The organism is Amycolatopsis sp. AA4, from assembly GCF_002796545.1.
Taxonomy (GTDB): domain Bacteria; phylum Actinomycetota; class Actinomycetes; order Mycobacteriales; family Pseudonocardiaceae; genus Amycolatopsis.
The window spans coordinates 596,080-621,199 of the sequence record NZ_CP024894.1; the positions used below are offsets into that span (position 1 = coordinate 596,080).

Annotated in this window: 25 protein-coding genes; 14 read left to right on the forward strand and 11 right to left on the reverse strand. The window is 68.1% G+C overall.

What is annotated here, in order from left to right; translation table 11 throughout:
- Positions 1-222 precede the first annotated feature (222 nt).
- Entirely contained in the window at positions 223-846 is a 624-nt protein-coding gene (gene upp, locus CU254_RS03000) for a uracil phosphoribosyltransferase (protein ID WP_009072629.1), read from the forward strand.
- On the opposite strand, the gene CU254_RS03005 is transcribed toward upp, so the two are convergent.
- Positions 839-1,429, reverse strand: a complete 591-nt coding sequence (locus CU254_RS03005; RefSeq protein WP_009072631.1) for a TetR/AcrR family transcriptional regulator — start codon at positions 1,427-1,429, stop codon at positions 839-841. The genes upp and CU254_RS03005 overlap by 8 nt on opposite strands.
- Positions 1,430-1,524: 95 nt before the next feature.
- Between CU254_RS03005 and CU254_RS03010 the strand changes: the two genes are divergently transcribed.
- The 8 genes from CU254_RS03010 to CU254_RS03045 all read left to right on the forward strand — a co-directional run bounded on the left by CU254_RS03010 (position 1,525) and on the right by CU254_RS03045 (position 10,113).
- Positions 1,525-1,926: a MerR family transcriptional regulator gene (locus tag CU254_RS03010; RefSeq protein ID WP_009072633.1), complete on the forward strand. Its 402-nt coding sequence runs from the start codon at positions 1,525-1,527 to the stop codon at positions 1,924-1,926.
- Positions 1,923-2,903, forward strand: a complete 981-nt coding sequence (locus CU254_RS03015) for an aldo/keto reductase (protein WP_009072635.1) — start codon at positions 1,923-1,925, stop codon at positions 2,901-2,903. Before CU254_RS03010 ends, CU254_RS03015 begins: the two co-directional genes overlap by 4 nt.
- 133 nt (positions 2,904-3,036) lie before the next feature.
- Complete coding sequence (locus tag CU254_RS03020; protein WP_009072637.1) at positions 3,037-4,581, forward strand: NAD(P)-binding domain-containing protein; 1,545 nt, start codon at positions 3,037-3,039, stop codon at positions 4,579-4,581.
- A 1-nt stretch (position 4,582) separates the two neighbouring features.
- The gene (locus CU254_RS03025) at positions 4,583-5,608 is read left to right on the forward strand and encodes an alpha-hydroxy acid oxidase (protein ID WP_037712369.1); all 1,026 of its coding nucleotides are present in this window, start codon (positions 4,583-4,585) and stop codon (positions 5,606-5,608) included.
- Positions 5,605-6,927, forward strand: a complete 1,323-nt coding sequence (locus CU254_RS03030; protein ID WP_037712371.1) for a cytochrome P450 — start codon at positions 5,605-5,607, stop codon at positions 6,925-6,927. Before CU254_RS03025 ends, CU254_RS03030 begins: the two co-directional genes overlap by 4 nt.
- The gene (locus CU254_RS03035; RefSeq protein WP_037712374.1) at positions 6,924-8,195 is read left to right on the forward strand and encodes a cation:proton antiporter; all 1,272 of its coding nucleotides are present in this window, start codon (positions 6,924-6,926) and stop codon (positions 8,193-8,195) included. The genes CU254_RS03030 and CU254_RS03035 overlap by 4 nt, the downstream gene beginning before the upstream one ends.
- A gap of 92 nt (positions 8,196-8,287) precedes the next feature.
- Positions 8,288-8,935 (forward strand): response regulator transcription factor, encoded by a 648-nt coding sequence (locus CU254_RS03040; RefSeq protein WP_009072640.1) that lies wholly within the window; start codon positions 8,288-8,290, stop codon positions 8,933-8,935.
- Complete coding sequence (locus CU254_RS03045; protein ID WP_009072642.1) at positions 8,932-10,113, forward strand: sensor histidine kinase KdpD; 1,182 nt, start codon at positions 8,932-8,934, stop codon at positions 10,111-10,113. The genes CU254_RS03040 and CU254_RS03045 overlap by 4 nt, the downstream gene beginning before the upstream one ends.
- Here CU254_RS03045 and CU254_RS03050 read toward each other — a convergent pair.
- Both CU254_RS03050 and CU254_RS03055 read right to left on the reverse strand, forming a co-directional pair.
- Complete coding sequence (locus tag CU254_RS03050) at positions 10,088-10,780, reverse strand: YitT family protein (protein WP_009072644.1); 693 nt, start codon at positions 10,778-10,780, stop codon at positions 10,088-10,090. The two genes, CU254_RS03045 and CU254_RS03050, sit on opposite strands and share 26 nt — an antisense overlap.
- Before the next feature lie 23 nt (positions 10,781-10,803).
- Positions 10,804-12,573 (reverse strand): adenine deaminase C-terminal domain-containing protein, encoded by a 1,770-nt coding sequence (locus CU254_RS03055; protein WP_009072646.1) that lies wholly within the window; start codon positions 12,571-12,573, stop codon positions 10,804-10,806.
- A 106-nt stretch (positions 12,574-12,679) separates the two neighbouring features.
- On the opposite strand from CU254_RS03055, the gene CU254_RS03060 reads away from it, so the two are divergent.
- Entirely contained in the window at positions 12,680-13,588 is a 909-nt protein-coding gene (locus CU254_RS03060; protein ID WP_009072648.1) for a LysR family transcriptional regulator, read from the forward strand.
- 3 nt (positions 13,589-13,591) lie between these two features.
- Here the strand turns inward: CU254_RS03060 and CU254_RS03065 are convergent, their stop codons facing one another.
- Both CU254_RS03065 and CU254_RS03070 read right to left on the reverse strand, forming a co-directional pair.
- On the reverse strand, positions 13,592-13,945 hold the full coding sequence (locus CU254_RS03065) for a hypothetical protein (protein WP_009072651.1): 354 nt from the start codon (positions 13,943-13,945) through the stop codon (positions 13,592-13,594).
- Between the two features lie 40 nt (positions 13,946-13,985).
- Complete coding sequence (locus CU254_RS03070) at positions 13,986-14,432, reverse strand: hypothetical protein (protein WP_009072652.1); 447 nt, start codon at positions 14,430-14,432, stop codon at positions 13,986-13,988.
- A gap of 149 nt (positions 14,433-14,581) precedes the next feature.
- Between CU254_RS03070 and CU254_RS03075 the strand changes: the two genes are divergently transcribed.
- Entirely contained in the window at positions 14,582-14,965 is a 384-nt protein-coding gene (locus tag CU254_RS03075) for a hypothetical protein (RefSeq protein WP_037716494.1), read from the forward strand.
- Positions 14,966-15,001: 36 nt separating this feature from the next.
- Positions 15,002-16,297, forward strand: coding sequence for a histidine--tRNA ligase (hisS, locus tag CU254_RS03080; protein ID WP_037712375.1), 1,296 nt, complete (start codon positions 15,002-15,004; stop codon positions 16,295-16,297).
- A 451-nt stretch (positions 16,298-16,748) separates the two neighbouring features.
- Here the strand turns inward: hisS and CU254_RS03085 are convergent, their stop codons facing one another.
- A complete protein-coding gene (locus CU254_RS03085; protein ID WP_009072659.1) occupies positions 16,749-17,198 on the reverse strand; it encodes a flavodoxin family protein in 450 nt (149 codons plus the stop codon).
- A 10-nt stretch (positions 17,199-17,208) separates the two neighbouring features.
- Positions 17,209-18,837, reverse strand: a complete 1,629-nt coding sequence (locus CU254_RS03090; RefSeq protein WP_037712377.1) for a phospho-sugar mutase — start codon at positions 18,835-18,837, stop codon at positions 17,209-17,211.
- A gap of 57 nt (positions 18,838-18,894) precedes the next feature.
- Between CU254_RS03090 and CU254_RS03095 the strand changes: the two genes are divergently transcribed.
- Positions 18,895-20,046 carry a glycosyltransferase gene (locus tag CU254_RS03095; RefSeq protein WP_037716496.1) on the forward strand — a complete coding sequence of 384 codons (1,152 nt, stop codon included), beginning with the start codon at positions 18,895-18,897 and terminating at the stop codon, positions 20,044-20,046.
- Positions 20,047-20,148: 102 nt separating this feature from the next.
- Here CU254_RS03095 and CU254_RS03100 read toward each other — a convergent pair whose 3' ends face one another.
- Genes CU254_RS03100 through CU254_RS03110 form a run of 3 tightly spaced genes read right to left on the reverse strand, consistent with a single transcriptional unit; the run spans position 20,149 to position 22,336 of the window.
- Complete coding sequence (locus CU254_RS03100) at positions 20,149-20,934, reverse strand: purine-nucleoside phosphorylase (RefSeq protein ID WP_009072664.1); 786 nt, start codon at positions 20,932-20,934, stop codon at positions 20,149-20,151.
- Complete coding sequence (locus CU254_RS03105; protein WP_009072666.1) at positions 20,931-21,359, reverse strand: ABA4-like family protein; 429 nt, start codon at positions 21,357-21,359, stop codon at positions 20,931-20,933. Before CU254_RS03105 ends, CU254_RS03100 begins: the two co-directional genes overlap by 4 nt.
- Complete coding sequence (locus tag CU254_RS03110) at positions 21,356-22,336, reverse strand: hypothetical protein (RefSeq protein ID WP_009072668.1); 981 nt, start codon at positions 22,334-22,336, stop codon at positions 21,356-21,358. The genes CU254_RS03105 and CU254_RS03110 overlap by 4 nt, the downstream gene beginning before the upstream one ends.
- A 115-nt stretch (positions 22,337-22,451) precedes the next feature.
- Here CU254_RS03110 and CU254_RS03115 point away from each other — a divergent pair, with 115 nt between their 5' ends.
- Positions 22,452-23,072: a MerR family transcriptional regulator gene (locus tag CU254_RS03115; RefSeq protein ID WP_050788385.1), complete on the forward strand. Its 621-nt coding sequence runs from the start codon at positions 22,452-22,454 to the stop codon at positions 23,070-23,072.
- Between the two features lie 209 nt (positions 23,073-23,281).
- Here the strand turns inward: CU254_RS03115 and CU254_RS03120 are convergent, their stop codons facing one another.
- On the reverse strand, positions 23,282-24,994 hold the full coding sequence (locus CU254_RS03120) for a protein kinase (RefSeq protein WP_037716503.1): 1,713 nt from the start codon (positions 24,992-24,994) through the stop codon (positions 23,282-23,284).
- Positions 24,995-25,120: the final 126 nt, after the last annotated feature.

The following is a 25,120-nucleotide window of genomic DNA, read 5'->3' on the forward strand; positions in this document are numbered from 1 at the left end:
GAAGCTTGATTGTGCTGACGGTCTGGGGGTGCTTGTCAAGGCGGGAAAGATGCCTTGACAAGCACCCCCAGACCGCAGGGCGGCTTCGTATCGGGGTGCGGGGGAGGGGCTGGGTGCCTCGATAGTTGGGTGCATCGGTGCGGTGGTGTGGGTGGGTAATGGGGCCCACGAAGGTGAGGGGGAAAGGGTGGCGTGCTTCTCGTTGGCAGCTAAGTTGTCGGCATGGATGTGCAGGTAGTCGATCACCCGCTGGCCAAGGCTCGTCTTTCGACTATGCGGGATGCTCGGACGGACAGTGCTGCGTTTCGGGCTGCGTTGCATGAGTTGACTGTCATGCTCGTCTACGAAGCCACGCGGGACGCTCCGGTGCGGACCGAGCGCATTCATACTCCGGTTGCGCGCACTGATGCTTATCGGCTTGCCAGTCCGCCGTTGCTCGTGCCTGTTTTGCGGGCTGGGCTGGGGATGGCTGACCAGGCGCACAAGCTGATCCCGGACGCGCAAATGGGGTTCGTCGGTCTCGCTCGCGACGAGGAGACGCTCAAGCCGACGCCGTACCTCGAATCGCTGCCCGAATCGCTTGCGGACCGGCCGGTGCTGGTGCTCGATCCGATGCTCGCGACTGGCGGTTCGATGGAGTACACGATTCGTCTGCTCATCGACCGGGGCGCTACGGATGTCACCGCTATCTGTGCGCTCGCCGCGCCGGAGGGGCTGGCGCATCTGGAGCAGACTGGGCTGCCGCTTCGGGTGGTCACGTCGAGCATCGACGAGCGGCTCAACGACTCCGGATTCATCGTGCCGGGGCTCGGCGACGCGGGAGACCGGCAGTACGGCGCTAGGTAAGCCAGCCGGAAGCGTTGGCGTGCAAGGCTTTCTCGTACGCGTCGGAAACGCTGAAGCCGTCCGGCAAGCGGCCGGAGAGTTCCAGGGACACCAGGCCGTGCACGAAACCCCACAGGCTCACCGTGATCAGTTCCGGTGCGACGTCCTGGAACTGGCCGGACGTCACGGCGGCGCGGACTACCCCCATCAGCGGGGCGAGGGTGGCCTGGGCGACCTCGTCGGCCTCGGCGTTCGGTTCGAAGCCGGGCACGGAGCGGCTGAACATGATCGCGTACAGGTGCGGGTCGGCCAGTGCGCTTTCGCGGTAGGCGACGCCCAGGCGCACGAGGTCGGGTACCGGCTCGCCGGACAGGGGGACCCTCGCCAGCCGGGCGCCGAAGCGGCGGAAGCCTTCCACGTACAGGGCGTTCACCAGGTCCGGTTTGCTCCCGAACAGCGAGTACACCGCGGTGGTCGACGTGCCGGAGTCGGCGGCCAGTTTGCGCAGCGACAGGGCCTTGGGGCCGTCGGCGGAGATCAGTTCGCCTGCCCGATCCAGGAGCTTCAGCCGGAGGGTTTCGTCGTGCGTACGGGGGCGAGGCATGTACCCAGCGTAACGCAACAACGTTATAAAACGCGACCGCGACCGGCGGTTTCAGATTTGACCTGGAGTGCACTCCAGGTCGTACTGTCGAGCGCATGAGCTACTCGATAGCGGAAGCCGCACGACGTAGCGGCCTGTCGATCGACACCCTCAGGTACTACGAACGGATCAAGCTTCTCGAACCGCCCGCTCGCGATTCGGCGGGGCGGCGCGCCTACTCCGACGAGGACCTGAACTGGCTCGGCTTCCTCACGAAGCTGCGGCTCACCGGCATGCCGATCAAGAGCATGCGCGAGTACGCCTCGCTGCGCAGGCACGGGGTGGCCAGCGCGGGACGGCGCAAGGCGATCCTGGTGGAGCAACGGCAATCGGTCGCCGACCGCATCGCCGAGCTGCAGGGTTGTCTCGACATTCTGGACTACAAGATCGCCAACTACGAGCAGATCGAGCGCAAGGCCTTTGGCGTAGCGCCCGAAATGGAGGGAATTTCCGCGTGATCGGTACGAGGAAGCTCGGCGCACTGGAGGTCGGGGCACAGGGGCTCGGCTGCATGGGGATGAGCGCGGCCTACGGCGTGCGCGACAACGACAGCGAGTCCATCGCCACCATCCACCGGGCGCTGGAGCTGGGGGTGACCCTGCTCGACACGGCCAACGTGTACGGCGCGGGGGAGAACGAGAAGCTCGTCGGCAAGGCCATCGCCGACCGTCGCGACCAGGTGGTTCTCGCGACGAAGTTCGGCATCGTGCACACCGCCGAGGGCATGACCGCGCGCGGGGACGCCGCGTATGTGAAGCAGTGCTGCGACGAATCGCTGCAGCGGCTCGGGATCGACCACATCGACCTCTACTACCAGCACCGCGTCGACCCGAACGTCCCGATCGAGGAGACCTGGGGCGCGCTGGCCGAGCTGGTCCAGGCCGGAAAGATCCGCTTCGCCGGGATTTCCGAGGCGGGCGCCGACACCATCCGCCGGGCGCACGCGGTGCATCCGGTCACCGCGCTGCAGAGCGAATGGTCGCTGTGGACGCGCGGCATCGAGGACGAGATCCTCGGCACCTGCCGCGAACTGGGAGTCGGAATCGTGCCGTTCTCGCCGCTCGGCCGCGGATTCCTGACCGGCGCGGTCACCTCGGTGCAGGAGCTGCCCGAGGGGGACATGCGCCGGACCCTGCCGCGGTTCGCCGAGGACAACTTCGCGCGCAACATGGCGATCGTCGAGGCGCTGCGCGCGCTGGCCGCCGACAAGGGCGTCACGGCGGGGCAGCTCGCGCTCGCCTGGGTGCAGTCCCAGGGGGCCGACGTCGTGCCGATCCCGGGGACGAAGCGGCGGAAGTACCTGGAAGAGAACGTCGGCGCGGCCGAGCTGGAACTGTCCGAAGAGGACATCGCGGCCATCGAGAAGGCCGCTCCGGCCGAAGCGGTCGCGGGCGAGCGGTACCCGGAGGCGCTCGCGCGCGTCACCGGCAAGTAGCGGCTGAACCCGGTGCCCCGCTTCCGTCGCGGGGCACCGGGTGTCCCGAAGACCGGGTACGTTCTGAGGGATTTCTGAGATCTTCCGACCACTCTGATCGCCGTCAGATCAAGGCGAGCGGGAGGTCGGTGTCATGGCGGACGTGCTGGACTACCTGGTGGTCGGAGCCGGGCCGGCGGGATTGCAGCTCGGGCGGCAGCTGGGCGGGGCCGGGCGCAGCTACCTGGTCCTGGAGCGCGGGTCCGTGCCCGCCGCGTTCTTCACGCGCTTTCCCCGGCATCGCACGCTCATCTCGGTCAACAAAAAGTACACCGGCTGGACCGACCCCGAGCTGAACCTCCGGGTCGACTGGAACTCGTTGCTCGACGACGGGCCCGACCCGCTCGTGTTCACCGACTACAGCGCCGAGATGTTCCCGCCCGCGGAGGCGTTTCTCCGCTACACCGCCGATTACGCGGCGAAACACGACGTCAAAATCCGGTACGACACCGAGGTTACGCGAATTTCGCGCGCGGACGACGTCTTCACGGTCACCGCCGCGGACGGGGAAACGTTCCGCGCCCGGCGGCTGGTCATGGCGACCGGCGTGACCAAACCGTACGTCCCGGACGTGCCGGGGATGGACCTGGTCGACCAGTACTCCGATTACGACACGGATCCCGAGCAGTTCATCAATCAGCGCGTTCTCGTGCTGGGCAAGGGAAACTCCGCCTTCGAGACCGCTGACAGCATCAACGCTTACGCCGCGGTGCTGCATGTCGCAGGGCCGCGGCCGGTCAAACTTGCTTGGCGGACGCACTTCGTCGGACACCTCCGCGCGTTCAACGCCGGGGTGCTCGACATGTACCAACTCAAGCTGCAGCACGCGATTCTCGACGGCGACGTCCGCGAGATCACCAAGGACGACGACGGCTACCACGTCAAATTCGCCTTCGCTCGCGCCAATGAGCTGGTCAAGGAAATTCGCTACGACCGGGTGATCGCCGCGACCGGATTCCGGTTCGATGCGTCAATGTTCGACGAGGACTGCCGTCCGGAGATGACGATCAACGACCGGTTCCCGGCGCAGACCTCGTCGTGGGAATCCGTGAACGTGCCCGGGCTCTACTTCGCCGGGACGATCACTCAGGCTCGCGATTTCAAGAAGGCGACCAGCGCGTTCATCCACGGCTACCGCTACGGCGTGCGCGCGCTTTCCAAGGTGCTCGACGAGCGTTACCACGACACTGAATGGCCGAACACGGTGGTGGCCAACAAGACCAGCGAACTGGTCGACGCGGTCATTCAGCGGATCAACCGCACTTCCGCGCTGTACCAGCAGTTCGGGTTCCTCGCCGACGTTCTCGTGGTCGACGGCGACCAGGCCCGATACTACGAGGAAGTCCCGGTCGACCGATTCAAGGACACGGAACTGGGCCAGAGCGCCAACGCGTTCGTGATCACTCTCGACTACGGCCCGGACCACGACAAGATCGACCCGTTCGACTTCACCGTCACGCGCGCGAGCCAGGACGTCGCGAACGATTCCGGCGAGGGGCATTACCTGCATCCGATCGTCCGGCATTACCAGGGCGGTGAGTTGGTCGCGACCCACCATGTCGCCGAGAACCTCGAAAACGAGTGGAACCGCCCGGTGCACGTGGACGCGTTGACGGCCTTCTTCACCAAGCAGCTCTGACATGCGCACGATCGCGGAGCTGGAAGCCATCGCGCGCGAACGGATGGAGTCAGCGCACTACGACTATTACGCTGGTGGCGCGGGCGAAGAAGCCACCTTGCGCGCCAACGAAGAAGAATTCCGCCGCCGGGTGCTCGTGCCGCGAGCACTGCGCGGAGTCGGCAAACGCGACCTGAGGGTGGAAATCGCCGGGTCGCCGTTGTCGATGCCGATTTTGGTTTGCCCGACAGCATTCCATCGCCTCGCGCATCCGGACGGAGAACTCGCGACCGCACAAGCCACTGCGGAAGCGAGCACAGTCTTCGTATGCAGCATGGCTTCGACGACGGCGGTGGAGGATGTCGCCAAGGTCGCCGACGTGTTCTGGTTCCAGCTGTATCCGCAGTCGGACCGGGAGTTCACCGAATCAGTCATTAGCCGAGCGGAGAACGCTGGCGCGCGAGCCTTGGTGGTGACAGTCGATTCCGCAGTGCGCGGACGGAGGGAACGCGAATACCGCCACGGTTTCCATGACCTTCCGCCAGGGCTGGCCGCCGAGAACATGCGCGACAACACCGGCCGCGTGCGCGACATCGAGATGCCCGCCGACCTGACCTGGGACGATCTCGCCTGGTTGCGTAAAGCCACGAAAATGCCGGTGCTGCTCAAGGGCGTACTGCATCCGGAAGACGCCCGACGCGCGGTGGCAGTGGGAATCGACGGGCTCGTCGTGTCCAACCACGGCGGCCGACAGCTCGACGGCGCAATTTCGAGCATGGCCGCACTCCCCGAAATCGTGTCCGTTGTGGACGGTCAAATTCCGGTGCTTCTCGACGGTGGCGTGCGAAGCGGAGCGGACGTCGTCAAGGCGCTCGCCCTCGGCGCGGACGCGGTCGGCGTCGGCAGGCCGGTGCTGTGGGGGCTCGCCGCGGCGGGGCAGGAGGGAGTCGCCGAGGTGCTGGAACGGCTGCGCGAGGAAACCGACACCGCACTCGGGCTGTGCGGCGCGCGTACGCCCGGCGAGCTGACCGCGGACCTGGTCCGATGAAACGGCTCGTGCTCGCCGCGGCGGCCGGGCTGGTCGCCACGAGCCCGAAGTGGCTGCCCGGCCGGGTCGTCGCGCTGCGGAACCGGATTTTCGCGCTGGTCAACGGAGACGAGGGCTACCAGGTGCCGGTCGAGGACTTCCGCCGCGTGTACGCCGATCCGGCGGCCGACGGACGCAGCGAGGGCGCCGCGCTGTCCGACCTGTTCTGGTACTGGCTCGCACCCGGACCCCAGGTGCACCAGGAACATCTGGAGCCGGGCCCGCGCTACGACGAGGTCGCGAAAACCACCCGGGCCATCCTGGTCAAGTCGAAGGCCGAATCGCAGGCGCTGACCGAACGGGTCGCCGCGCGCGTACTCGACCGGATCGAAACCGGGCCGGGACGGCTGCTTCGGCTGCGCGACGAGATGATGCCGGTCTGGGCCGAGCTGTACTACGAGCTGGTGTTCGAGGAAGAATGCCCGCCAGAGGCCCGGGACCTGATCGTCGGGCATGCTGACGACGTCGTGTCCGCACTGAAGTGCGTACGCCCGCGCAACATGCGCCGTCGAGCCCGGCTCACCGAGTACCTGCGCCGCCGCCTCGACGACGTACCGCATCCGCTGCCGTCCCGGCTCACCCGCGAGGAGCAGGTCTTCTATCTGCAAGGGACGTTCTTCAACACCGCGGTCGTGCAGATGTCCGAAGCGATGGCGCACCTGCTGATGGTGCTCGCCGAACACCCGCAAGTGCAGCGGCGGCTCGCGGAAAACCCGGACGACGACGAGTATTTCGACCGTGTGCTGGACGAATGCCTGCGCACGTACCCGCTCTTCGGCATCGCACACCGCATCACCACCGGCGACATCCAGCTCGCGGACCGGACTATCGACGCGGGTACCGTGCTGCTGTTCAGCTATCCGGAGTTCCACCACGCCGGAGTGGACCGTCCGGAGGAGTTCGACCCGGAGCGTTGGGCCGGTTGCCCCGCGCACCAGCAGAGAAATTTCTTGCCGTTCGGCGTCGCGCAGAACCGGCCGTGCCCGGCGCGCGGCCTCGCCCCGGTGACCATGCGCGTGGTCACCAGGGAATTCCTGCGGCGGTTCGCCCTCGCCACGAGCGCCGCGCACACCCGGTCGATTCCCAATCGCGGGCCGGTTTTCGCCACCCCGCGCGGATCGCGGAGAAATCCCCGCACCGCATTGGCCTATCTGGCGGTGCGCGATCGCTGGGAAGACGTGTGGCGCAGCCTCGCGCAGCTGGTGTTCGGCACCTACATGGTGCTCGACGCGCGCCGGCTGAAGTTGTGCACCAGACACTTCCAAGGAGGAACCCGATGAGTGCCGTCGAAGCCGCACCCGCGTTTTTCCTGGCGGCGGTCGTGATCCTGGTGGCCTGCCGGGCGGTGAACGCGCTCGCGGTGCGGCTCGGGCAGCCGCCGGTGGTGGGCGAGATGGTGACCGGCGTGCTGCTCGGCCCGTCGCTGCTCGGGCTCGTGGCTCCCGGCGGGCAGGAATGGCTGTTCCCGGATTCGGTGCGGACGCTGCTGTATCTCGGCGGCCAGATCGGGCTGGTCATCTACATGTTCGGCGCGGGTTACGAATTCCGGCTGAGTGCACTCAAAGAAGGGAGGAAAACCGTCGCGGCGGTCTCCGCCGCGGGCACAGTCGTGCCGCTCGCGCTCGGCGTGGGGGTGAGCGTGCTCGGCGCGAACTGGGCCGGAATCCTGAAACCCGGGGTATCGCCGGTGGTTTCGGCGGCGTTCGTCGCGGTGGCGCTCGCGATCACGGCGTTCCCGATGATGGCCCGGATAATCACCGAACGAGGCTTGGGCAGCACCAGGTTCGGCTCGCTCGCGCTCGCTTGCGGCGCGCTCGACGACGTGCTCGCCTGGATCCTGCTCGCCGTCGTACTCGGCATGCACGCCGGCACCGCCGGTCCGGTCGCGACGGCCATCGGCGGCGGGGTGCTGTTCGTGCTGCTGGTGTGGCTGGTGGTCCGCCGGATCGTGGCGCGGGTGATGGCCAACCCGCGGGTGCCGGTGGATCAGCGGATGCTCGTCACCGCCATGTTCCTGTTCGGCGCCGCGTGGTTCACCGACGTCATCGGCCTGTACGCGGTGTTCGGCGCGTTCATGCTCGGGTTGGTTTTCCCGCGCGGCGAGGCGGCCGACGCGGTGCTCGCGCGGATCATGCCGGTCGGCCGGGTCGTGTTCCTGCCGCTGTTCTTCACCTATTCCGGCCTCAACACGCGATTCGCACTCCTCGCCGACCCGAAGCTGCTGCTGTTCGCGCTGGTTTGCATCGCGGTCGCGGTGGTCGGCAAACTCGGTGCCTCGTGGGGCGCGGCGCGAATGACCGGCGAACCGCAACCGGTCGCGTTGCGGATCGGCGTGCTGGTGAACGCGCGTGGATTGATGCAATTGGTGGCATTGAACGTTGGGCTGTCCGCCGGAATCGTTTCGCCCGCTCTGTTCACTGTGCTGGTGCTCGTCGCGCTCGTCACCACGATCATGACCTCGCCGGTGCTCGGCTGGCTGGACAAACGCGACGCCCGCCGGTACGCGGACGGGGAAATGCCCGAATTTCTCCTGACCGGGCGAAGCTGAACGATTGCCTACGAAAGTCGAGGGTCGGATGGCCGGATCACTGCGAGTATGGACCTGTGCACGATGAGGCAGAGACCCCGGCGGCTTCCCGGGTGCTCCTGGTCGAGGACGATCGCGATCTCGCCGGGATGCTCGTCGAATTGCTCGCCGGAGAAGGTTACGAGACCGAAGTGGCCCACGACGGACAGCGCGGCCTGCACCTCGGGCTCACCGGAAGGCACGCGGTGGTGATTCTCGACCGGCGGCTGCCGGTGGTCGACGGCCTTTCGGTGCTGGCCCAGCTGCGCCGCCGGGCGGTGCCCGCGCGGGTGCTGGTGCTGTCGGCACTGGGCGAGCTGGCCGACCGGGTGCACGGCCTCGACACCGGGGCCGACGACTACCTGGTGAAACCGTTCGAGACCGACGAACTGCTCGCCCGGGTGCGCGCGTTGTGCCGCCGCGACTCCGAGCACGCTGAATCCCTCCCGCTCGGCGCGGCGGCGCTCGACCTGCAGCGGCACGAGGTCGTGCTGCCGCGCGGCGAACGGGTAACGCTGTCCGGACGCGAGTTCGAGCTGTTGCGCACGCTTGCCCAGCGGCCCAAGGCAATCCACCCGCGCGCGTCGCTGCGCGCGGGAGTGTTCACCGAGTCCGCCGCGGAGTCCATTGTGGACACCTATGTGTACTACCTGCGGCGGAAGCTGGGGCGCGGCGTGGTGAAGACGGTGCACGGCCTCGGCTACCAGATCGGGGCGGTGTGACCACCCTCGTCGCCCCCGAGGCGCGGGCGCTGCGGCGCGCGCGGCGGACCATCGCGGGCCAGATCGCCGTGGTGATCACGATGGTCGTGCTCGCCGCGGGGGTGATCGCGTACTGGGTGCTGCTGCGCGGGCAGGTCGCGGAGACCGAACGGCAGCTGGAATTCGCGCTGGGACACGGTCTTTCCGCCACCCCGCCCGGCTGCACCTACCTGGTGACGCCCCAGGGACACGCGCCTGCCGGGCGGCTGCCGTTCACGCTCCCGCCGGTGCCGCGGGTGCCGAACAACGGCGACGTGGTGACCGAAGAGCGCGTGCTGGACGGCGCGACGTACACCATCCGCACGGTCAACCGCGGCGGCGAGATCTGGCAGGCGTACTTCAACGAGCACTACCTGATATCTGACCGTGAACACCTGTTGTTCGGGCTCGGGGTGGCCGAGCTGGTCGTGCTGCTCGCGTCGGTGCTCAGCGGGTATCTGCTGGCCGGGCGGGCGATCCGGCCGTTGGGCGAGGCGTTGCGGCGGCAACGGACGTTCGTCGCCGACGCGTCCCACGAGCTGCGTGCGCCGTTGACCCGCTTGCACACCCGCACGCAGCTCCTGGCCCGCCGCGGCGGCGCGGGACCGGCCGACCTGGAAACCCTGGTCTCCGGCACCCGCGAACTCGGCGCGGTGGTCGACGATTTGCTGTTGTCCGCCCAGGCCTGTGCCGCGCGGCCGCAGCTGGAGCCGGTGCAGCTGGCGGTGCTGGCGGAACAGGCCGTGGCGGCGGAGTCGGTCCGCGCGAACGACCGGCAGGTGGACCTCCGGCTGCGCCGTTCGCCGGGGCTGGAGGACGTCGTGCCGGGCGTGCCGACCGCGTTGCGGCGCGTGCTTTCCGCGTTGCTGGACAACGCGATCGGGCACACGCCGCCCGGCGGGTCGATCGAGGTGATTCTCGCCAATCCGGACGCCCGGCACGTCGAACTGCGGGTGTGCGACACCGGGACGGGCTTCCCGCAGCACGAGGCGGAACGGCTTTTCGAACGGTTCGCGCACGGGTCGAACGGCGAGGGACGGCGGTTCGGGCTGGGGCTGGCGTTGGTGCAGGAGGTCGTCGCCGGCCACGGCGGGACGATCGCCGCCTTCGGGAAGCCCGGGGCCGGCGCGACGTTCACGTTGCGCTTTCAACGGGCTTGAGCTTGCGCGCCTGGAACTTCTTGTACAGGAAGAAATAGAGCTTGATGTACTGGCCGACCAGGACGGCGTTGACGATCGTGCCCTCGCGGATGAAATGCGGTCCGCCGAGGAAGATCAGCCCGATGCCCGCCGAGATGGCCAGCAGCGTGCAGTCGAAGACCGTCTTGATATTTCCCCATTTGCGCCCGGTCTTCTTCTGCAAGGTGTTGACGAACAGGTCGATCGGCATCAGCACCAGATTGGCGCGGATCATCAGGAAGAGCCCGAACGCCAGCATCGCGTCGGCGAGGAACAGCAACGCGAGATTGGCCGCGTAGGGCGTTAGCGAGATCCACTTCGTCGCCATCAGGTTGAAGTCGAGCAGCGCGGCGAGAATCAGCGCCGGAACCAGCGAGAAGAGGTTCTTGAGTTTGAATGCCCGGGGCAGCACAAGAAAAGTCAGCCCGAGCATGAGCACTTCGAGCATGAGATTGAACGTGCCCTGGCTGAGCGGCGGGAGCACGAGCGTCATCGTGCGGGTCAGGCTGCTTTGCGGGGAGATGCCGATCCCGGCCCGGATGGCCAGGCCGAGACCGAGCGTCAGCAGGTAGATGCCCGCGATGTAGGTGATCCACCGCCGCACCACGTTTCCGGTGTCGATTACTCCCGCGTCTTTGTCGTAAGGCACGACCGCGACCTCCTCGTTGAGGGTTACTTCATGAATCCGAAACGGTCGAGCGAGATGAACAGGGTCAGGAGTTTGTTGACGACGGGCTCGCCCTCGTTGTGGTTGCCCAGTTTCTCGAGCGCGGCGTCGACCGAACGGGTCGCGTCGACGAGTTCGGCGAGGTTCATGTCGGCCATCACGCCGTAGAACTCCAGCGGCAGACAGGCTTTCGTCTCGCCGTCCTCGGTCACGAGGCAGCCGCCGACCAGCGTGTCCAACTGCTTCAGATTGGCGCACATTTCCGCGCTGTCACTGCCGACGCTCACGAAGTACGCCGACGGCGCGGGCCAGAACGTCGATACCGCGCCGCGGTCGATCGACACGCCCTTGAACAACCCGGTGACAATGTGCCGCTCCCCGTCGGCGTATCGCTGCACGACCGCAATCCGGTTGAGCTGTTCGCCTTCGTGCTCGGGCACGACCACGCCGTCGCGGTAGGGCACCCAAATCTCTTGGGCGAACTTGAGGTGCCCGCGTCCGTAGACATCGAAGAGCAGCACCTTCGCCTGGTCGCCCGCGGCAGAGATTTCGATCGGCGTCAGGTCGAGTTGCTCGGCGGTCAGGTCGGCGAGGCCCGGCTGAGGTTTCTTGGCGAGGCTGGAGTAATCGATGCCGACGCGATTGAGCAGCTTGCGATCGCGGGCCACGAGTTCGCCGCCCTTGAACACGTAGCGCGGGTTGATTTTCGCGAGACTGTCGGTGAGGACGATGTCCGCGAAGCGGCCCGGGCTGAGCGAACCGAGGTCCCGGTCCTTGCGGAACGAACGGGCGGCGTACAGCGTGCCCATCTTGATCGCCTTGATCGGCGGCATCCCCATTTCGATCGCCAGCGAGATCACCCAGTCGATGTGGCCCTGCCGCAACACCCGGTCCACCGAGATGTTGTCGGCGCAGAGCTGGAAGTTCTCGGCGGGCCAGCGCCGTTTCACGATGGCGCGCAACATGGTCCGGATGACCTCGGGACTTCCGACACCGAACTTGATCTGCGTGTTGAGACCGTAGCGGACGCTCTTTTCGATGTCGTCCTCGTTCCAGACGTCGTGATTGTTGTCGACGCCGATCGCGGGCATGTAGTTCAGCAGCATGTCCGACAGCGCCGTGACACCCCAGTGGCAGTTCACGAACCCGGAATTCGCCCGGCCCAGCGCGGATTTGCGGAAATCGTCGGCGTCGCCGGTCATGTACGACAGGTGCGCCAGTTCGCCCAGTCCGATCACCGGATCCATCTTCAGCATGGCTTCGGTGACGTCCGTCGAGGTCTTCTTCCCCGGCGCGAAGGCGTACAGCCGATACGGCAGCTTTTCGTGGTCAGCGAACAAGGTCTGGACTGCTTCCACGGCCTCGTCCCCGGCCGCGCTCGCGAAGTCCAGGGTCTCCCCGAAGACCGTGGTCGTTCCACTCGGGACGATCGCCTCGCCGAACGCCGCCGGATGCGCGAGCTGCGACTCGAAATGCAGATGCGCGTCGATCAGCCCGGGGATCGCGTAAAGGCCTTCGCCGTCGAAAACCTCGCGCACGCGCACGATCGACTCGTCGGGGTTCAGCGCGATGATCCGCTGGCGGTAAACGAGAAGCGAGCCGGGATAGACACTTTCCGTGTGCACGTCGACAATGTGGAGATTGCGCAGCAGCAGGTCCGCTTCCTGCTCGCCGGCGAGAATGTCGAAGATCGTCCGCACGTGATCTTCTTGCGCGGCAACGTCTTCCGCCGCGAGCGGGGGATAGGTCGGCGATTCCAGCACGGTGTTCCTCACTTCGCTGTCGTTGGTGCACTGATAGAACCCGGCGCCCACCGTTGCTGACAAGCATTCATTTTCGTACGACGTGTACTCTTTTTTCGTACGCTGAGGAGGTCTGCCCGTGCTCCACTCCCGGTTGCTGCAGTACATCGACGAGGTGGCGCGCCTGGGGTCCATCCGCGCGGCCGGCGCGCGACTGCACGTCGCGCCGTCGGCGATCAACCGGCAGATCCTGCTGCTGGAAGCGGAACTCGGCCAGCCGCTGTTCGACCGCCTGCCGCGCGGGATGCGTCCGACACCGGCCGGGGAAGCGCTTCTCGCGCACGTCCGGCGCACGCTCCAGCAGTACCGCGAGACCGTCGCCGACATCCGCGACCTGCACGCGCTCGGCAGCGGCGAGGTCGTCATCGCCACGATGACCGGCCTGGCCAGCAGCGTCGTCGCGACCGCCGCGGCGGCGTTCCGGGGCAGGCATCCGCGAGTCCGGATCTCCATCCGCACGATGACGACGCAGGAAATCCTGCGCGCGGTCGAGGCCAGCGAGGCCGATCTCGGACTCGGCTTCAACGTCCCGCCGTCCGCGCAGCTTGAGGTCTGCTGGCAGATGAACACCCGGCTCGGCGTCGTCGTCGCGCCGCACCACCCGCTCGCCGGGCCGGAGCCGATCCCGCTCGCCCAGTGCCCGCCTTATCCGCTGATCTTCGCCGACCGGTCCATGGTCATCCATGGCATCGTCGCGGAGGCCTTCGCCAAAGCCGGCCTCGAGATCGAACCGGCGTTCCACACCAACTCGATCGAGACGATGAAACGGCTCGCCGCCTCCGGGGACGCCATCGCGTTCCTCAGCGAATTCGACATCGCCGAGGAAATCCGCGACGGGCGGCTCGTCTTCCGCCCGGTGCGCGACGCGTTCAGCAACAACGTGGTTTCGTTGGTACGCCGGGAAAAACACGGCCACGGGTTGGCGAGTCTTCTGCTGGCGGAGGACATCGTGGGCGCGTTGACCAACACGCAAACGCCGCGGCCGTAACGCTCAGTCGGTGAGAGTGTCCGTCGGCAACAACGCCCGCAGCCGCCGGGTGGTCGCCTCATACTCGACGTACGCACGGGAATTCTCCGGCCCGCCCGCGGCCATCAGTTCGTCGTGCGCGATCGCCTGCTCCGCGATCACTGAAGCGAGCAGCACGAGAAACCGCGCCGAACGTTCGGACCGGACTGCCATCTCGGCAGACCCAGGAAGGCCGCGTTCGGCGAAGCCTTCGAACACAGCGGTGTTCTCCCGCTGCTTCTCCGCCAGCAACCGGCAGGTCGCCGATTGCTGGCGGAGGTGGTCGGCATAAGCCAACTGCGGCGAAGCGGGATCTCCGGGCTGGCTCACGCCCGACATGATGCCCGGTCTCCGCCGCGGACATCCACTGGATCGGTTTTTAGGACACGACGACCGTGAACACCGCGGAGGCGGCGGCGGTGAACAGGGTGGATTCGGGGTGGAAGACCCGCAGCGTCAGGGTCCCGGACACGGTCAGCCGCACGCCGAGGTCGAAGTCGTTGTCCGGCGAGCACGAGGTAGAGGCGAGGTTCACCCAGACCCCGGCCTGGGTTTGCTGCTGGAGGTACAGGAGCCCGTCGTCGTCGCCTCGACCCGCCGGGCCGGTCGCGAAATGCCCGTGGATCCGGACCAGGTCGCCCTTGTGCACCTTGTCCTTCGCCGGTCCGGCCTTGAGGTGCACTGGTTTCTTCTTCGCCGCCTGGTGCGCGGCCGGAGCGTCCGGGGCGGCCTGAGCGGGCAGGGCAGTCGCGCAGAGGCCGCCAAGGGCGAGGGACAAGGCGAGACCGGCCCATCGGGCGCGGCGCCGCATCGAGGTCGTAGTCATGAACTCCAGCGCAGTGCATCGCTGCCCGCTCCGCCGCTCGAATCCCTCGACCGTCGGGTGACAGCCACCGGCATGAGGGACCCACCAGTTTCGTGACAGTGTTTTAAAACAGTGTTATGATCGCTTCGCACCCCAAGGAGGCGACCATGCTGCACGGCCCAGTCCAGTTGTTCACCGTCATAGCGCTCGTATCGCTGCCCACCGTCATGTACGGCGGTTACGCGCTGAGCGGCGTCCTGCGCCGCGGCGACCTCACCGAGAAGCAGCGCGGGTTCTTCCGCGCCGGACACGCGCACGCCGGCGTGCTGCTCGTCCTCACGCTCGCCGCGCTGCAGCTGGTCGAGCACGGCGGTCTCGGCGACACCGCGCGCTGGATCGTCTGCTTCCTGCTGCTGTTCGGCGTGCTCGCGCAGTCCGGCGGGTTCTTCCTCGCGATGCTGCGCACCCGCGTCGGCATGAGTGTCACGACCGGCGGCGCGGTGCTGCTCGGCGCGGCGATGCTGCTCACCGCGTACGGCATCGCGTTCCCCTGACAAAACGGCTGGCGCCGGGTCGTTAAGCTGAATGACGTGCCTGAATACCTGTCGACTGCGCCTGTCAAGGGGACCCGAGACTTCCTCCCCGCCGAAATGTCCGTCCGCGTGCAGGTGTTCGGCCATCTCTACGACGTGCTGGAGCGCTACGGCTACCTCCGCTACGACGGCCCGATCCTGGAGCAGGCGGAGGTCTACGAGCGGAAGTCCGGCCAGGAGATCGCCGACCAGCAGCTGTACACGCTCACCACGCGCGGCGGCGAGCGGCTCGCCCTGCGCCCGGAGATGACGCCGTCGGTGGCCCGGATGATCGCCGGCCACGCGAAATCGCTGTCGTTCCCGGTGCGCTGGTACAGCCACCCGAACTGCCACCGTTACGAGCGTCCGCAGCGCGGCCGCGTGCGCGAGCACTGGCAGATCAACGCCGACATCTTCGGTTCGGAAAGCGCGAACTGCGAGATCGAGATGTTCGAGCTGATCCACGACCTGATGGGCGCGGTCGGCGCGACTCCCGACATGTTCGCGGTGCGCGTCAACGACCGGAACCTGCTGTCGTCGGCGCTGACCGACGTCGTCGGCATCTCGCCGGACCACCTGCCGCAGGTGTTCGCGCTCGTCGACCGGTGGGAGAAGACGTCGGCCGAGGAGCACGCGGCGAGTGCCGCCGAGATCGGGTTGTCCGACAAGCAGTACGAGAAGCTCGCCGAGGCCCTCGGCGCCGGCCCGGCGCTGCTCGACGAGCTGCCCGAGGCGGTCAAGGCCGAATCGAACCTGGTCAAGGTGCTGTCCAGCAGCGCGGCGAGCCTGGTCCGGTACGAGCCGCTGATCGTGCGCGGGCTGGCGTACTACACGTCGACCGTGTTCGAGGTCTTCGACACCTCGCCGCAGAACCGCCGGGCGCTGTTCGGCGGCGGCCGGTACAGCAACCTCGCCTCGATGTTCACGAAGGAGCAGATCTCCGGCATCGGGTTCGGCATGGGCGACGTGACGCTGATGGACTTCCTCGACACGCACGGCCTCACGCCGCAGCCGCGCAGCGAGGTCGACGTCACGGTCATCCCGGTCACCGAGGAGCTGGCCGACCCGGCCCGTGATGTCGCGACAGCGCTGCGGAAGGCGGGGCTGCGCACGTCGACCCCGCTGGAACTGCGCAAACTGGGCAAGGAGCTCACTCGCGCGGACAAGGCGGGGGCGATCGCGGTCGTCATCGTGGGCGAGGAGGACTGGGCGGCCGGCCGGGTGACGGTCCGGAGCCTGGCTACCCGCGAACAGCAGCAGGTCGTGGTGGCCGACGTTCCGGCCGCGGTGCGGGCGATGGTCTCGCCTGCCTGATTTTCCCGAGGCGGGCGTCGGTCTCCGGACCGGCGCCCGCCTTCTTTATTCGCCGAGTGGCGAACAAAGTGCGGTTTCGTCACCCACCGCAGTGGGCCGCCGGTGAATCGGCCGTCGCACCTGTCGGTCCACAGTGGACAGTAGTGGGGCGGCACGTTGGTCCGGACGGGGCGCGAGTGATCCGCTGACTGGGACGCGAACGGTGCGGAATCCAGGTTTCCCGGGTTTCCCGGGCCTGGTCGGCGCCCTCGGGGTTGAACCGAGCACGCTTGGTTGTCATTGCGGGGTCGTCATGATCCGTTCTTTGTAGTACCCTTGCGTAGTCGAGGTTGATCGCCTTCGTTGCGAACCCTCGATCTGGCCTGTTGCCGGAGGTCGACCCCCAGGGCTTCCGGTGACAGGCCTCTTTACTTTTCCTGGAAAGGCTTTCGCGTTCTCTCGAGGGCGCTGCTCACATGAGCGTCGCGGCGAGCGTCCCGCCGAGTTCGGTCACCGCTTCCAACGCCGCCTTGTCCGGCTCGCCCGTCACGAGCACGGGCTCGGCCACCCGGGTCCAGCCGAGCCCGGTCGTGATCGCGTCGAGTTGCCGCACGGTCCCGGACGTGTCGTTGTTGCCGTGCACGTACGCCCCGAACGGGCGGCCTTTCGTCGCGTCCAGGCACGGGTAGTACACGGTGTCGAAGAAGTGCTTCAACGCACCGCTCATGCTGCCGAGGTTCGCCGGCGTGCCCAGGAGATAGCCGTCCGCGGCGAGCACGTCGGCCACCGTCGCGCCGAGCGCGGGACGGCGGACGACGTCGACGCCTTCGATGTCCGGATGTTTCGCGCCGGCGAGCGCGGCCTCGAACATCGCCTGCATCGACGGCGACGGCGTGTGGTGCACGATGAGCAACGTTGGCATGGTTCTCCCGTCAGCGCAGCAGCGCGGTGATCTCCTCGCGAACCGCGTCGAGCACTTCCGTCGCGTCGCGGCGCGCGTCGGCGAGTTCGCCGGTCACCGGAGCCACCACTTGCAGATACGCCTTCAGTTTCGGCTCCGTGCCGGACGGCCGCACCACGACCCGCACGCCGTCGCCGCTCAGCCGGAGCACGTCGGCATCCGGCAGGAGGTCTTCGAGCGTTACCGGCACCCCGCCGAGCGTGGCGGGCGGGTCCGAGCGCAACGCGGCCATGAGCCGTCCGCGCACGGAAAGGTCGGTGACCCGCAACGACACTTGATCGGTCAGGTGCACGCCGTGCCGGGTCGCGATGTCGTCGAGGACGTCCAGCAGCGTGCGGCCTTCGGCCTTGAGCGTGGCGGCCAGGTCCGCGCCCGCGACCGCGGCGGCGATGCCGTCCTTGTCGCGGACAAAGCTCGGGTTCACGCAGAGGCCGAGCGCCTCCTCGTACGCGAACACCAAGCCCTCGCCCGCGCGAACCAGCCATTTGAACCCGGTGAGCGTTTCCGCGTAGCGCGCGCCCTTTTCCTTCGCCACTTCGCCGAGCAGCGACGAGGACACGATCGTGGTGGCCACCAACGGATCCGGATTGTCCGTTGTGGACAGAAGATGCGAGCCGAGCAGGACGCCGGTTTCGTCGCCGCGCAGCATCCGCCAGCCGTCCGGGCCGCGGACGCCGAGCGCGCACCGGTCGGCGTCGGGGTCGAGCGCCACCGCGAGGTCAGCGTCCACTTCGGACGCCAGCGCCAGCAGGAGGTCGGTCGCGCCGGGTTCCTCGGGGTTCGGGAACGAGACGGTGGGGAAGTCGGCGTCTGGTTCGGACTGGGCGGAAACCAGGTGCACGTCAGTGAATCCGGCGCGGGCCAGCGCGGCCTGCAACGTCTCCGCGCCGACGCCGTGCAGCGCCGTCGCGGCGATCCGCAGCTCGCGCGTCGTGCCTCGCGGCAGCGCGCCGACCGCGGACAGGTACGCCTCGCGCGGGTCGACGACCTCGGCTCCGGGCGTCCGCGGAATGCTCCGGGCGGCCGGGGCCGACTGGATCGCGCGCTCGATTTCGCCGTCTGACGGCGGCACGATCTGTCCGCCGGTGGCGTCGTACAGCTTGTACCCGTTGTCCGCGGGCGGGTTGTGCGACGCGGTGATCTGGATTCCGGCGACCGCGCTGTAGTGCAGCACCGAGAAGGCCAGCAACGGCGTCGGCAACGGCTGCGGCAGCACCTTCACCGCGAACCCGGCAGCGGTCAGCACCTCAGCCGCCGCGGTGGCGAACGCTTCCGAACCGTGCCGCGCGTCGCGGCCGATCACGACCACGCCGCCCGCGTGCCCCTGCGCGGCGAGCCACGCGGCGACGCCCGCGGTGGTGCGCGTGACGACCGCGACGTTCATCCCGTTCGGCCCCGCGCGCACCGGCCCGCGCAGACCCGCGGTCCCGAACTCCAGCGGCCCGGCCATCCGGTCGGCGATCTCCTCGAGCGCGCCGGGCTCCTTGCCCATCGCGCGGGCGAGGGCGGCGGTCAGTTCCTCGCGCGACGCGGGATCCGGGTCGTCGGTGATCCAGCGGTAGACGGAATCGCGGAGGCGGGAATCGAGGCTGTCGGACACCCGGGCCAGCTTACGCGGATCCGGAAACCCGGTGGTGGCTGACGATACGCTCGGGTGGTGCGCATACTTTTCACTTCCCTCGCGTCTTACGGACACGTCTATCCGTTGCTGCCGCTCGCCTCCGCCGCGCGCGACGCGGGACACGAGGTGGTTTTCGCGACCGCGTCCGATTTTCACCCGACTCTCGAGAAGGCCGGGCTCGAACCCGCCGCCGCCGGGCTGACGCTGCAGGAGGCGTTCGGCCAGGTCTTCGCCGGAGACACCCGCAGCCGCTACGAGGTCCCGCAGGAGGAGCTGAACGAGGCGATCGGCAAAGCCTTCGGACACCTGCTGCCCACCCGGTTCATGACCGACCTCGCCCCGGTTCTCGCGGAGTGGAAACCGGACCTGGTGGTGTACGAAATGGGCAACCCGGGCGGGGCTTTCGCCGCGCATCAGGCCGGGATTCCCGCGGTCGCACACGGATTCGGCCGGGTTTCCTCCGACGGCCCGATGGGCCACATCATCGAGCGGATCGACGCGTTCGCCGCCGAGGTCGGCCTCGACGGCAGCAACAAGTCGTTCTGGGGCCACCCGTTCGTGGACATCTGCCCGCCGTCGGTGCAGGCACCGGAGTTCCTCGCCGAGGCCCGGCGCGTGCCGCTGCGCCCGGTCGGCTGGAGCGAACCGGGCGAGCTGCCGTCCGGCATCGAAGGCCGCGACCGGAGCCGCCCGCTCGCGTACCTGACGCTCGGCACCACCGGAGCCAGCCAGGCACACCTGCTGACCTCGGCGTTGCAGGGACTGGCCGCACTCGACGTGGACGTGCTGGTGGCCACCGGCCCGGCCGTTGACGTCGCGGCGCTCGGCGAGGTGCCGTCGAATGTGCGGCTGGAGGCGTGGGTGCCGCAGTCGGAACTGCTGCCGCACGTCGATCTGGTGGTGCATCACGGCGGCAGCGGGACGACGCTCGGCGCATTCAGCGCGGGGGTGCCGCAGCTGGTGCTGCCGCAGGGCGCGGACCAGTTCACCAACGCGGACGCGGTGGTCGAAGCCGGTGCGGGCGCGAAACTGGTCGGCGACGAACTGACGACGGACGCGGTCCGCGAGTCAGCCGGACGATTGCTGGCCGACCACACGGTGGCGGAGGCGGTGCGTCGGCTGGCCGAGGAGGTCTCGGGGATGCCCTCGCCGGAGGAAGTGGCCGCGCAGCTGCCGCAGTACACCTGAGCCGCTTGCGCCCCAATGTGGCATTGGGTGCGCTCAACGCACCGAACGCCACATTGGGTGCGTGGGATGCACCCAATGTGGCATTGGGGCGCTAGCCGAAACTCACGCGCGGGCGACGAGTTCCTTCAGCAGCGAGCCCATCCGCGTCGCCGACTGCCGTCCGGCTTCGAGGACTTCCTCGTGGTTGAGCGGCTGGCCGGTCATGCCCGCGGCCAGGTTGGTGACCAGCGAGAGCCCGAACACCTCGAGCCCGGCCGCGCGGGCGGCGATCGCCTCCAGCACGGTCGACATCCCGACCAGGTCCGCGCCCATGTTGCGCAGCATCCGGATCTCGGCGGGCGTCTCGAAGTGCGGCCCGGGCAGGCCCGCGTACACGCCCTCCTCCAGCGAATCGTCGATCTCCCGCGCCAGGTCGCGCAGCCGCTTCGCGTAGAGGTCGGTCAGGTCGACGAAGTTCGCGCCGACGATCGGGGAGCGCGCGGTCAGGTTGAGGTGGTCGGCGATCAGCACCGGCTGCCCCACGTTCATGCCCGCGCGCAGCCCGCCCGCCGCGTTGGTGAGCAGCACCGTCCGTGCGCCCGCCGCCGCGGCCGTGCGCACGTTCTGCACGACCGGCTCGATGCCCTTGCCCTCGTAGAAATGCGTACGGCCGAGCAGGACCAGCGCGCGCTTGTCGCCGACCCGCAACGACCGCACCGTGCCGCCGTGGCCGACGGCTCCGGGCGGGGTGAAGCCCGGCAGCTCGCCGAACGGGATCTCCGCGTCGGCGGTTCCGATCACGTCCGCGGCCGGACGCCAGCCCGAACCCAGCACCACGGCGATGTCGTGCTTCTCGACGCCGGTGCGCTCGGCGATGACGGCCGCGGCCGCCTCCTCCAGGTTGCTCATGCCGCCGAGCGTATCCGGGCGCTGCGCACGACGAGGAACGCGACCAGGCCGAACGGCGACAGGAAGATCGTCAGCAGGAGCAGCGGGCTGAGCACCCACCACGGGATCCGGTGCGTGCGCGCCTCGAAGAACATCCAGCGCGCGATGAACAGGTCGAACGCGATCAGGTGCGCCCAGACCAGCGCCGCCCCGTACGAACTGCTCAGAAACCCTTGCAGCACCCCGAGATCCGGCCGTTGCATGGCGTGCCACAGTTCGCCGAAATGCGGGATCGCCAGCACGAAGTACCAGACCAGCGGCAGCAGCGGCACCCACGGCGAGGCCAGGATCCGGCGGGTGCCGCGCCAGCCGGGCAGGAAGATCATCAGCGCCCAGAACGGAACCGCGACCGGGAACGTCCAGGCGAAGACGGTGAGGTCGCTCACCGGACCGCCTTCCGGACCGGCACCAGCACCGACGCCGCGGCGGCCGCCGCGAGGACGCCGACGAGCAGTCCGGCGGCGGCCAGCGTCGTGCCGCTCGGGTGGATGAGCGGTTCGCCGCGTTCGGCCTGCCACAGGAGCAGGCCGACGAGACCCGCATAGCCGACCGAACCCGTCCACACCAGCCGCACGCGCACCGCGCTCTCGCGCAGCCGGGGCAGCCGCGTCGCGAGCACCGCCAGCCCGAACGCCAAGAGCGGCAACGCCTGCAGGGCGTGCAGGCCGACGAAGTGCGCGATGCGCAGGTCGCCGCCGGTGGTGCTCCAGCCGAGCAGCGGCAGACCGGGGCCGCCGTCCGCGACGCCGACGCTGTGCGCGCCGATGAGGTCGGAATGGCCGGTGGCCTCGATCGCGGCCCGTTCGATCGGGGTCGGCCGGGTCATGGTCGCGCCGAGCCCGGCGCCGATCAGCGCGACGACCGCGCTGGTGCGCACCGCCCAGTACACCGGGCGGTCCTCGATCCGGGTGAACATGAGCACCACGGTGCCCACGAGGGTGGCGAGCCAGATTCCGGCCACCATCATGCCCATGGCCTGGAACAGGGCGGAGTCGAACGGCGACGTGTTCGCGAAGTGGCTCGGCCGGGCGCGGGCCGCTTGGAACACGATCGCCGCGTATTCGCCGGCGAACAGCACGACGGAGACGGTCGTGGCGACGCTCGCGACCTTGCGCAACCGTCCGCGCAGCAGCGAGACGAGCCAGCTCCAGGTGAAGTAGTACAGCGCGCCGGACACGGCGAACTTGAACGGTTTCGCCCACACCGGAGCGCCGAGCAGGGTCCGCTGGTCGATCAGCATCGCCGCGACGGTCAGCACGGTCGCGACGGCCATCGCGGCGGCGAACCACAGCGACGGACGGTGCCAGGTGCGCATCCGTGCGGTGGGCAACGTCGTCGCGGGTGGGTCGACGGTGCTGGTCATGAGGTCCTCCCAGGATGGATAGTGCTGCTCTCCACTTTGGAAAGTTAAACTATCCATCCTGAGAGGTCCTCAGGGTTTTTCCCGGAAGTCCGGAAGTAGGGTCGTGCGGGTGCGGATGGCTGAACTGAGCGCCGAGTCCGGGATTCCGGTGGCGACGATCAAGTACTACCTGCGGGAGGGGTTGCTTCCGGCCGGGGAGCGGACCAGTCCCAATCAGGCCCGCTACGGCGAGGAGCACGTGCGGCGGTTGCGGCTGATCCGGGCGTTGGTGGACGTCGGCGGGCTCTCGGTGGCCACCGTGCGGGAGGTGGTCGCGGCGGTGGATTCCGATCAGGTCGCTTACGACGTTCTGGGGGTGATGCAGAGGGCGTTGACCGGGGTCGCGGTGGAGGTTTCCGGCGAGGACCGGGAGTGGGCCGTGGGGTTGCTGGGGCCCATTGCCCGGGAGCGCGGCTGGAAGTTCGGGGCGGGTGATCCGGCGGTGGAATCGCTGGTGGGGACGGTTTGCGCGATTCGGGGGTTGGGGCATCAGGCATTGCTGGATCAGCTGGAGCGGTATGCGGAATTGGCTGATCGGATTGCTGGGGCTGATTTGGATACTTTGGACGCCGTGGGGTCTATGGATCGGATTGTCGAGGCGGCGGTGGTGGGGACTGTATTGGGGGATCGGTTGTTTGAGGGGTTGCGGAGGTTGGCTCAGGCTGCGGAGACTGCGCGGCGGTATTCGGTGGGGTGAGTTCGTGGGCTGCTCGTCGCCCTGGCGGGCGACATTGCAGTCTGGGGTTGCGCGGGGCACCCCGAATTTTTATTGTGCTGACGGTCTGGGGGTGCTTGTCAAGGCGGGAAAGATGCCTTGACAAGCACCCCCAGACCGCAGGGAGGCTTCGTATCGGGGGTGGGGGAGGGGCTGGGTGCCTCGCTGTTTGGGTGCGTCGGTGGCGGTTTTTATGAAGTTGCTGGAAAAGACAGAGTTGGTGCTATTTGGCTGAAGGTTGTTGATGCGGTGTCTTCTTGTTCTGCGGGGGCTGTCAGGGACAGTAGCCACAAGGTGTTGTCTGATTGCTTGAGCAGCGCGAAGGTTGCTCGGGTTATTGCGCTGGCGTTGCTTTGCGCTCGTTCTACTGCGCGGAACATGACTTCGGTGCCGTTGGGGGTTTGTGCGGGGCCGCGGGCGAAGGTGAATGAATCCTGGGAACCTGAGGAGCGCAGTGCGCTCAGTGCGTCGCCCAGGGAATACTTTTCGTAGAAGTTCGGGATTCGTTCCAGGCGCAGGGATTGGCGGCCGTCCGGGGAGATGTACTGGACTACCGTTGAGGTGCCGTACGTGGATTTCCTCGAGGCGATGAAGCGTTGCCATCCTTCTGGCACCGAGAGGGTGTATTCGCTGTCGCGCGTGACGTTTGCCGTTGAGCTTGCGTTCGCGTGTTGCGGGACCAGTTTCAGGGGCTGCGACGAGCCGCCGACTGTGCCGACGGTGGCCAGTACTCCGGATTCCGGGGCTTGCGGCGGCAGCAGGTTCTGGCCGCTCACTACCCGGGCCAGTGCGAAACCGCCGCCGCAGGCCAGGGCGAACAGGACCATGGAGGCCACTGCCAGCAGGGCCGTCGCTTTGGTGCTGCGGCGTGGGGGTGGCGGCGGCAGCGGGGCAGGCAGCGGCGGCGGAGGCGGCAGGGCGGGAGCGGGGCGGTAGGAGCCGGTGTTTCCCGAGCGCATGAACGGCAGCGGGCCGGGGTCCGCGGCGAGGGCGGCGGGTTGCTCCGGCGAGTCCGGCTTCGGGGCGACCGTCTTGATCACCTGGGTGTCGGTGGCGTCCAGGTGGGCGGCCGTTTTCTTGCCGTCTGGCGTGCGGAACAGTTCTGGGCCGAACAGGTCCACGGTGGCCTTGGTCTGCTTCGGATACAACCGGTGGCGGACCTCGCGCAGGGAGATCCGCTTTTCCGGCTCCTTCTTCATCAGCGCGGTGATGACGTCGGCCAGCGGGCCCGGCTTCGGGCGCGGGACCTTGCCGTTCACGACCTTGCCGACGGTTTCCAGCGGGTCGCCGTCCGCGTCGTACGGGGGTGCGCCTTCCACCGCCGCGAAGAGCGTCGCGCCGAGGCCCCACAGGTCGGCGCTCGGGGTGACCGCACCGCCGGACGCGACCTCCGGCGAGATGTACGCGGGCGAACCGAGCATGATGCCGGTTCTTGTCATGGTGGCTTCGGAGACGTTGCGGGCGATGCCGAAGTCGGTCAGCTTGATCCGGCCGTCACTTGCGACCAGGACATTGCCCGGTTTGACGTCGCGGTGCGTGATGCCTGCGTCGTGGGCTGCTTCGAGGGCGGCGGCGACCGCGATGCCGACCGCGGCGGCCTGCTCGACAGTCAGCGGGCCGTGGTCGCGCAGCAGGTGCGCGAGGCTTCGCGACGGCAGCAGCTCCATCACGACGAACGGGGCGTCGTTTTCGCGGGCGACGTCGTGCAGCGTGATGACGTTCGGGTGCGACAGGACGGCGATCGCGCGGGCCTCGCGGAGCGTGCGCTCGCGGAGTTCGTCCGCCTGCTCCGCGGGAATGCCCGGCGGCACCTTCATCTCCTTGACCGCGACCGGGCGGTGCAGGAACTCGTCGTAGGCCGACCAGACCGTGCCCATCGACCCCGACCCCAGAACCGACCGCAGCCGGTAGCGTCCGGCGACTACCCGCGGCTGGTCGCCGCCGGTCGACGGCTCGGCGTTCGCGGAGCCGGTGCTGTCGGTGTTGCCGGGCTGGTCCAGGTCGCTGCTCTCCGAGGGCACCCCATGATT